The organism is uncultured Meiothermus sp., assembly GCF_937863175.1.
Classification (GTDB): Bacteria; Deinococcota; Deinococci; order Deinococcales; family Thermaceae; genus Meiothermus.
Window position 1 is genome coordinate 1 of the sequence record NZ_CALMCQ010000171.1, and the last position, 7,243, is coordinate 7,243.

General features: G+C 57.7%; 6 protein-coding genes. 2 read left to right on the forward strand and 4 right to left on the reverse strand.

Annotation, left to right across the window (positions count from 1 at the left end):
- Positions 1-131: 131 nt before the first annotated feature.
- The 3 genes from Q0288_RS06505 to crtI all read right to left on the reverse strand — a co-directional run bounded on the left by Q0288_RS06505 (position 132) and on the right by crtI (position 3,544).
- Positions 132-572 (reverse strand): DoxX family protein, encoded by a 441-nt coding sequence (locus Q0288_RS06505; protein WP_299428916.1) that lies wholly within the window; start codon positions 570-572, stop codon positions 132-134.
- Positions 573-781: 209 nt separating this feature from the next.
- Entirely contained in the window at positions 782-1,576 is a 795-nt protein-coding gene (locus Q0288_RS06510) for a hypothetical protein (RefSeq protein ID WP_299428918.1), read from the reverse strand.
- A gap of 312 nt (positions 1,577-1,888) precedes the next feature.
- Entirely contained in the window at positions 1,889-3,544 is a 1,656-nt protein-coding gene (crtI, locus tag Q0288_RS06515; protein WP_299428920.1) for a phytoene desaturase family protein, read from the reverse strand.
- A 279-nt stretch (positions 3,545-3,823) separates the two neighbouring features.
- On the opposite strand from crtI, the gene Q0288_RS06520 reads away from it, so the two are divergent.
- Both Q0288_RS06520 and solA read left to right on the forward strand, forming a co-directional pair.
- A complete protein-coding gene (locus tag Q0288_RS06520) occupies positions 3,824-4,795 on the forward strand; it encodes an NADPH:quinone oxidoreductase family protein (protein WP_299428922.1) in 972 nt (323 codons plus the stop codon).
- A gap of 257 nt (positions 4,796-5,052) precedes the next feature.
- Complete coding sequence (solA, locus tag Q0288_RS06525) at positions 5,053-6,222, forward strand: N-methyl-L-tryptophan oxidase (protein ID WP_299428924.1); 1,170 nt, start codon at positions 5,053-5,055, stop codon at positions 6,220-6,222.
- 181 nt (positions 6,223-6,403) lie between these two features.
- On the opposite strand, the gene Q0288_RS06530 is transcribed toward solA, so the two are convergent.
- Positions 6,404-6,910 carry an NUDIX hydrolase gene (locus Q0288_RS06530; RefSeq protein ID WP_299428926.1) on the reverse strand — a complete coding sequence of 169 codons (507 nt, stop codon included), beginning with the start codon at positions 6,908-6,910 and terminating at the stop codon, positions 6,404-6,406.
- Positions 6,911-7,243: the final 333 nt, after the last annotated feature.

Consider the following 7,243-nt stretch of genomic DNA (forward strand, 5'->3'; position numbering starts at 1 on the left):
GAAAAAAAGAAAAAATAACATCTGGCTGACTATCGGAGTCATTGTCATCTGTGTATTATTGCTTTACTGGCTTTTTGCCCGTACGCTTATCGTCGAAGACGAAGAACTCGGGACTACCGATGTTCCGGCACTTATCGAGCAATCTCCCGGCGAATAATCCTTCGCCGGATCCATTCGTCCAGGGAATAGCTGCCGGCTCCGCCCCACAGCAAAAATACATACACGCCCAGATAAAGTAAAGGCAACTCTCTCACTGCAAAAGGATCGGCACCATGAATAACGAAAAAAGCCATCAGCATTCCGAACATCAAGGGGAGAGCAGCCAACCGGGTCATTAACCCGAAGATCAGCAAACACGAACATCCTACCTCTGCAAATAGAATCAATAGAAGCGATAAGGTACTACCTACGCCTAAAGGATCGGGAAAAGTAGCGCTTAAAACCGAAAAGGTCGCCAATTTCGTCCACCCATGACTCAACATCATTCCTCCTATAAACAATCGCAGGAAAAGTAAAGCTCCGTCCAGATGTTTCCGGTCAGAAGCTACTAATTTCAATAACAACTCTTTCATAAAACGAACTTTTTTTATCTTTCTACGGAAAAAGGTTTCCTGGAGTTCGTCATTTATTCTTTACTCCTTTAACCGATGTTCCGCTACCGGCCTGCAGGGCCACCGCCAGATCATAATCCTTACGCCTGACCAACTACCCGGAACTTTTCAACCCGATCAGTAAACCCAAAAGACAAAAAACAATTCCTTTCATATCAAAGCCGAAACCATTATTTTTTCAGAATAATCGTTTTTTCCGATGATTTGACTTTCAAGCTCTGGAAATCCCATTGTCTTACTCCTTTCTGGAAATCCAGTTCATATACATTTTCATTCCAGACAATCTCCAGCCACACAGCCACTGTCCCCGCAGCATTATAACGCCCTTCCCTGATCCGGACTTCCAGGTTTAGTCTGCCCTCGAGCTTCCTCCCCTTGGCCGGGCCATCCTCGACCAGCCCGCTAAAGTTGTAGGAAAGCTTTTGCGGCTGAGGGGTTGGCATAGGGGTCGGCCCCGACACGGGCGTGGCCGTCCAACTACCCCGATCTCCTGCGGCTGGCCCCATAAACGGGCCTTTGAACACGCCGCCCATTTCGCGCTTCCCCGTGCCCACCATCAGTAAATTGTTGGCCCGATCCACCTCGAGGAAGATGAAGATGCGGCCTCCACGGGTCAGGACACCTTTGGCCGGAAGGTTGAGGCTGCTGGCCCCGGTAAGCGCACCCATAAATACAAAGTTGCCGCCCCCTACCGGTTTGAGCTCGAGGGTCAGTCTGCCCGCCAGGGTGGTGTCCTTGCTGGGGCCTTCCTCCACCTTGCCGCTGAAGTCGAACACCACCTGTTGCTCGGGGGCGTTGCCCTGAAGCTCGAGGTTGTGGCTGACCAGGCGGGCCTCCTCGACCGACATGGTTTCACTGATACTGGGTGTGGAAGGCGTGGAGCTGGTGGGGCTTCCACAAGCCGCCAGCAGCAGCACCCCCGCCAGCGCACCCAAAAGCCATTGAGCCGAAGCCAGATTTCGCATGGTTTGCACCCCTTTCTACGCAAACCATTCTTTTGGAGTCAAGCGTTAGAAATCTAAATTGCTATGCCAGGCGAAATGCATGCTGGACGCGTTTTTATCTCGTATTAATTCATCTGGGTGCTTAGGTTTTCTTTAGGAAGCAACGACTATTGGCTTATCAGCAGGATTCCTGCCTAAGCACCACCCCGTTTGTCATTCTATCCCCAAGCACATCTGCAACCGTCAAAATTGTGTGTGCTCCAATACACCAAGGCTCCGAGTCCATGGAACTGGGGCGATCAGTAAAAGGTGGCCGACTGCCAGGTCCAATTTTTAGTCTGTGCCAGCAACGGGCTCTGCAGGTCGGGGCGGCTCAACATTCCTCTTCACTTCATCCACAATCCCAAAATCCCTCGCCACCAGCCGGGCGGTCATCTTGGCCGACATCATCACGCTGGGGGTGCCTGCTCCGGGTTGGGCGCCCGCGCCCACCAGGTAGAGGTGGGATATGTCCTCGCTTTTGTTATGGGGCCGGAAAAAGGCCGACTGGGCCAGGATCGGCTCGGGGCCGAAGGCGTTGCCCAGGTAGCTGTTCAGGGTGTGCTCGAAGTAGTCGGGGGTAATGAAGCTCTTGTGGACGAGCCGCTGTTGGAGGTTGGGGAGATAGCCGCGATCCTGCAAAAACTTCAGAATCTTGTTCACGAAAGGCTCGCCCAGCAAGTCCCAGTCCAGCCTGGAGCCATTGTGTGGCACCGGAATGAGCGTGTAGGCCGCATGGTGGCCGGGTGGGGCCAGGGAGGGGTCGGTGAGGGTGGGGATGTGCAGGTACTGGCTGAAGTCCTTGGCCAGCACCCTGCGCCCGAAGATGTCCTTCAGCAGCTCTTCATAGCGCGGCCCCAGGATGATGTTGTGGTGGCGCAGCTTTTCGCCCTCGCCGCCATCGGCCCGAAAGCCGAAGTAGATCACCACCAGCGACATGCTTTGCGGGCGGTTCCTCACGATCACATCCGACTGCCAGAAGCGGTACTCGGGCTCGACCAGCCGCAGGTAGGTGTTGGCATAGTCGGCGTTGGAAACCACGATGTCGCTGTGCATTGTGCTGCCATCGGCCAGGGTGATGCCCTTAGCGATTTTCTTGCTGCCTTCGCGCACCACATTGATCTTCTTCACCTCGGCGTTATAGCGCATAATGCCGCCCAACTCTTCAAACTTTTGGACAAAGGCCTTCACCAGTGCCCCGGTGCCGCCCATCGCAAAGTGGATGCCCCAGGTTTTTTCCACGAAGTGGACCATGGCATAGATAGCGGGAACGCTCAAAGGGTTGCCACCCACCAGCAGGGTCTCGAAGCTGAAGACCTGGCGCAACTTGTCGCTCTTGAAGTACTTGGCCGCGAAGCCGAACAGCGTGCGCACCGCGTCGAGCTTGAGCAGGTCGGGAACGACCCGCAGCATGGTGCCCAGGTCGCCGAAATGGGTGTAGCCGAGCTCGAGAAAACCCCGCTCAAAAATGGCCCTGGCGTCGGAGTGGAAGCGCTCGTAGCCCTCGAGGTCGCCGGGCTCGCCCAACTCCTGCACCTGGCGGCGGGTGTTCTCGGGGTCGCCGTCGTAGTCGAAGAAGGCGCCGTCGTCAAAGTAGATGCGGTAGAAGGGGAGGATGGGAACAATTTTTACGTATCTGCTGGTGTTCTTGCCTCCCGAGATGCCGGTTTTGATGCGTTTGTCATCGCCCAGGACTTCGGCAGGGTAGTCGGGGAGGCTCAGGTTCGATTGGCCGCGCTCGAGGGAGAAAAGCTCCTCGATGAAATGCGGCACCGTAATGACAGTCGGCCCCATGTCGAAGGTGAAGCCATCCACTTTGCGCACATAGGCCCGCCCGCCGGGGGCGTCCAGTTTTTCCACGAGGGTGGTATCGAAGCCCAGGCTTTGTAGGCGCAGGCCCATCGCCAGACCCCCAATCCCCGAGCCAATCACAATCGCCGTTCTCGACATAACGGGCTCGAGAATACCTCCAGGTGCAGGGGACATTCTTCGGTGGAGCTACATTTTGGGGGTACCGTCGCAGGTTGCAGGTCTGCCCTGGGTTTAGGGCCGAGCGTCAAGGGCTATTTGGCCAACCAACCATTAGGTTGTGCCCAGGTAAGATTCACAAATGGCTTTTTGATATAGCTACCTTCTGGGCGCAATTCTCGAGTGATCGTTGACTCGCCTATCCCCCAAGATAGGTGCGGGAAGCACTTGGCTATCGGCCATGGCATTATGCTACACAGCATGAAAGCCATCCAGGTATACCGCCCAGGCGGCCCCGAAGTCTTGGAGCTTACCAACCTCCCCAAACCCAGCCCTGGCGCTGGACAGGTGCTCATCAAGGTCGAGGCCGTGGGGCTCAACTTCGCCGACATTTTGTACGTGGCCGGAGAGTACCTGGTGCGCACCCGTTACCCCATGGTTCCCGGTATGGAATTTGCCGGTCTGGTGGACGAAATGGGCCAGGGGGTAGAGGGGCTGCAAGTGGGTCAGCGGGTGGCGGCGCTCGGGGGAAGCGGGGCTTTTGCCGAGTATGCGGTGGTTCCGACCCGCTCGGTGCTGCCAGTACCGCCCCAGTTTAGCGCTGCCGAAGCAGCGGCTTTTCCGGTCTCCTACTTCACCGCCTATTTCGCCCTACACACCCAGGCCCAGGCCCGGCCCGGCGAATGGGTTTTGATTCAGGCTGCCGCCGGCGCACTGGGTACGGCCTCGATTCAGATCGCTAAAGCGATGGACTTGCGGGTGGTGGCCCTGGCCAGCAGCGAGGAAAAACTGACCCTGTGCCGCAATCTGGGGGCTGATGTAACCCTGCTCAACACCCAGGACAACCTGGTGGATGCGGTCAAAAATGCCACCGAGGGCAGAGGGGTGGATGTTCTGATGGAGGTGGTGGGGGGAGCCGGTTTTGCCCATAGCCTGGGGATGCTGGCCTACCGGGGCCGTCTGCTGGTGATTGGCTCGGCTTCGCGCGAGATGGCCCAGATCTACCCGGTGGGCCTGATGAAGGGCAACCAGAGCGTGATGGGGGTCTGGCTGACCCCCTTCCTGAGCGACCCCGCCGAGATGCAGGCTGCAACGGCCTTCCTGATTCCTCTGGTGGCCTCTGGTCAGATTAAGCCGGTGGTGGGGGAGCGGTTCAAACTAGAAGAGGCCGCCAGGGCTTTTGCCTTCGTGCAAAGCCGAAAAAACACCGGAAAGGTGATTTTGGAGCCCTAGGGGTTGGGTAAGTTGATTTTTGGCCAACCTGGCCCCTCGAGAGTGTCGCAGGTTTCAAATCTCAGGTCTCGGATCGGACTGGGGCCGGAAGAGTCTTCCGCTTTGACCTTTGACTTTTCCTGAGGTCGTCGGGGGGGCCAAATTCCTTTACCAGACCTCCAGCGAAGAGGGGAGAGGAGGGTGGGTGCAGACTAGGATGAGCTATTGGGAAACCGCAGCCAGTGGTGCTCCCTGCACAAAAGGGCGATACTATGCCCATGCCATCGGCGGATGTAATTGTGGTCGGCCTGGGCGCGATGGGCAGCGCCAGCCTGTACCAGCTTGCCCGGCGCGGGGCCAGGGTGATCGGGATAGATCGGCATCGGCCCCCGCATATCTATGGTTCCAGTCACGGCGAGACCCGCATTACCCGGCAGGCCATCGGGGAGGGAGCAGCCTATGTACCGCTGGTGCTGCGCTCACACCAGATTTGGCGCGAACTCGAGGCCCAAACCGGCGAGTCGCTTTTGCGGGCCTGTGGGGGCCTGATTCTGAGCGGTGAAGTGGGCGAGGCCCTGCACCACGGCAAGCCGCAGTTTTTGCAACGCACCCTTCAGGCTGCCCAGCAGTTTGGCATCGCCCACGAGGTTCTGAACGCCACCCAGATAGGGGAGCGCTTCCCGCAGTTTGACCTGACCGGCGACGAGACCGGCTACTTCGAGCCAGGGGCGGGTCTGGTCTATCCCGAGCGCTGTGTGCAGGTACAGCTCGAGCAGGCCCAAAGCCTGGGTGCAGTATGGCAGACCGGGGAAACCGTGCTACAGATTTCCCCGACGCCTGACGGTGTGCAGGTCGAAACCGACAAAGCCCGCTACCACGCCGCCAAAGTAGTGGTGAGCGCAGGTTCCTGGGCTGGCGAACTGCTGGGCGAGCCGTTTGCGCGGGTGCTCAGGGTCTATCGCCAGGTGTTGTTCTGGCTCGAGGCAAAGAACCCTCAAGCCTACCTGCCAGAGCGCTTTCCCATCTTTATCTGGATGTTTGGTAGTGCAGAGGGTGAGCACTTTTATGGCCTTCCCCAGGTTTCGCAAGGCGTGAAAGTAGCCACCGAGCAGTCGCGGGTATCCACCCACCCCGACCAGGTAGAGCGTACAGTAGCCGAAGCCGAGGCCCAGACCATGTTCACCCGCTATGTGCAGGGCCGTTTGAAGGGCCTGGGTTCGACCTGCCTCAAAGCTGCTACCTGTCTTTATACCTCCACGCCCGATGGCGATTTCATCCTCGACCACCACCCCGACTCCGAGCGCATCCTGGTAGCCTCGCCCTGCTCCGGGCATGGCTTCAAACACTCGGCTTCGGTGGGGGAGGCCATGGCCGAGCTAGCCCTGCACGGACGAAGCCAGTTCGACCTGACCCCTTTCCGGCTGGCTGAAAGACCGGCTTGGGGATAAAGACGAATGCCTGGAAACCGGGGGTTCAAATACCCATGGGGGGTATACTATGCTTTATGGTTGCACGGAAGTTAAGACGACGACCTCGAGCGATCCCCTCGAATAGGCCACACCGCCAACCAGTGACCCCCACAGCCTGCTGTACGTGCCCAATCGGGCACGTACTCGCATGGAAGTACCATCAAACCCTACCGTGATGTGTGGCGTTGACAGGTGCTTTCATATCCCAGCGGGCCAGCGCCTTCAATACGGCGTCGCGCTCGTTTTGGTGCGAAAGCCGCCTGAGGGCCTCGCGTACTGGGAACCAGTCCACCCCGTCCACTTCTTCTTTTTGCGGTCGGGGCAGCCCACCTACATAGCCCATCAAAAAGTGATGTACTTCCTTAGTAACAGTGGTCTGAATGCCGTCGTCCCTAACCGTGAAGTGATAGCGAATGCTGCCCAGTGGGGCCAGCACTTTGGTCTCAATGCCGGTCTCTTCTCGTACCTCGCGGATAGCCGTTTGGGGATACCGTTCTCCTGGCTCTACCTGGCCTTTGGGTAGGCTCCAGACTCGCCCGTCCTTGATGGCAATCAAGAGTACTTCCAACCCCTTGCCACCGGCCCTCTCCCGCAACACCACACCCCCCGCCGAGGTCACACGGCGTCGGGATTGCGGCGGAGCCTGGGACCCACTGCCCCCAGCAATGCCGCGCCTGGGCTTATGGCGGCGCGAACCAATTGAATAACGCATACAACTGCTACTTCCCAATGACCCAGCAATGGGTTCTTAGGTACAGTGTACACGGATTGGAGGCTCTTGTGGTGCATAAGGGCACATATCCGTTACACAAGCACATGAGCGGTGGCACCCCTTACAAAAAGCATTGGAATAAACAAAAAAAGCGCCCCAAAGGACGCTTAACTTGAGCAAAGAAAGATCAGCCGAGTTCTTTGAGTCTGGTCTCCGGAGAGCCAGACTGAAAGCTCCTTAGAAAGGAGGTGATCCAACCGCACCTTCCGGTACAGTTACCTTGTTACG